Source organism: Trebonia sp. (genome assembly GCF_049794275.1).
GTDB lineage: Bacteria > Actinomycetota > Actinomycetes > Streptosporangiales > Streptosporangiaceae > Trebonia.
On the sequence record NZ_JBARCR010001264.1, the window covers coordinates 1 to 1,865 of the forward strand.

The 1,865-nt window shown below is 70.3% G+C and carries 2 protein-coding genes; both read left to right on the forward strand.

Annotation, left to right across the window (positions count from 1 at the left end):
* A partial coding sequence (locus WA805_RS30865) for an ACT domain-containing protein (protein WP_422289284.1) occupies window positions 1–386 on the forward strand: 386 nt, incomplete at its 5' end.
* Window positions 379–1,865: signal recognition particle protein (ffh, locus tag WA805_RS30870; RefSeq protein ID WP_425244093.1), on the forward strand; the 1,487-nt coding region annotated here is incomplete at its 3' end. The genes WA805_RS30865 and ffh, both read left to right, overlap by 8 nt.

Sequence of the window (1,865 nt, forward strand, 5' to 3'; positions counted from 1 at the left end):
CGGCCCGGCCGCGCGGCAGCGCCGCGCCACCGCCGAAGGTGACGCTCGTCGACGGCGCTTCGCAGACCGCGACCGTGGTCGAGGTACGGGCGCACGACGAACCTGGCCTGCTGTGGCGGATCGGCCGGGCGCTCGGCGAATGCGGCCTGAACGTGCGCGCCGCCCGGGTGGAGACGCTCGGCGCGGAGGCGGTCGACGTGTTTTACGTCACCGACTCCACGAGCGGCTTGCTCAGCGATCCGGACGCGCGGCGCCGCGTGGTCGCCGCGGTACTGTCCGCGCTCAGTTCCGATTTATCCATTCAGAACGTACGCGCCTTACTCTTGCGGCTTAGAGTCCGCCGGCCCCCCAACCCCCTGGGCCCGGTAGCCTGGGAGCGTGTTTGAGACGCTCTCCGACCGGTTGACCCAGGTCTTCTCCCAGTTGCGCGGCAAGGGGCGGCTGTCGCCCGCCGACATCGACGCGACCGCGCGCGAGATTCGCATTGCCCTGCTCGAAGCGGACGTCGCGCTGCCCGTGGTCAGGCAGTTCATCGCGCGGGTGAAGGAACGGGCCAGCGGCGCCGAGGTGTCGCAGGCGCTCAACCCGGCGCAGCAGGTCATCAAGATCGTGCACGAGGAGCTCGTCGAGATCCTCGGCGGCGAGGCCAGGCGGCTGCGGTTCGCCAAGGTGCCGCCGACCGTGATCATGCTGGCGGGCCTGCAGGGTTCAGGTAAGACCTCGCTGGCCGGCAAGCTCGCGCTGTGGCTCAAGGAGCAGGGCAACACGCCGCTGCTCGTGGCCGCGGACCTGCAGCGGCCGAACGCCGTGGACCAGTTGCAGGTGATCGGGCGGCAGGCGGGCGTCCCCGTGTACGCTCCGGAACCGGGCAGCGGCGTCGGCGATCCCGTCGCCGTGGCGCGGCAGTCGCTCGACGAGGCGCGCCGGACGCTGCACAACATCGTGATCATCGACACCGCGGGCCGCCTCGGCATCGACCAGGAGATGATGGCGCAGGCCGCCGCGATCAGGGACGCGGTCGAGCCCGACGAGGTGCTGTTCGTCGTCGACGCGATGATCGGCCAGGACGCGGTGGCGACCGCGCAGGCCTTCCTCGACGGCGTGGGCTACGACGGCGTGGTGCTGACCAAGCTGGACGGTGACGCCCGCGGCGGCGCGGCGCTATCGGTCGCGGCGCTGACCGGCAAGCCGATCATGTTCGCGTCGACCGGCGAGAAGCTCGCCGACTTCGACATGTTCCACCCGGACCGGATGGCCTCGCGCATCCTGGACATGGGTGACGTGCTCAGCCTGATCGAGCAGGCGGAGAAGGCGTTCGACGCCGATCAGGCCGCGTCGATGGCCAACCGGATGATGTCCGGCGAAGCGTTCACCCTTGAGGACTTCATCGAGCAGCTCGGCATGCTGCGCAAGCTCGGCCCGATCCAGAACCTGCTCGGCATGATGCCAGGGGCCGCGAAGAACAAAGAGCTGCTCTCGCAGGTCAACGACAGGGACCTGGACCACGCCGAGGCCATCGTCCGCTCGATGACCCCGGGCGAACGGCGCAACCCGAAGATCATCAACGGCTCGCGGCGGCTGCGCATCGCCAACGGCTCAGGCACCACGGTCGGCGAGGTATCCCAGCTCGTCACGAACTTCTTCGAGGGCCAGAAGCAGATGCGCCAGATGCTCGGCGGCGCGATGCCCGGCATGCCGGCGATGATGGGCGCCGGCGCCCGGCGGGCGGCCAAGGCCGCCGCGAAGTCGTCGAAGAAGGGCAAGCGCAGGAGCGGCGACCCGCGCAAGGCGGCGCTGGCCGCGTCGAGCGGCGGCCAGGGTGGTCAGGGTGGTCAGGGTGGTCAGGGTGGTCAGGGTGGTCAGGG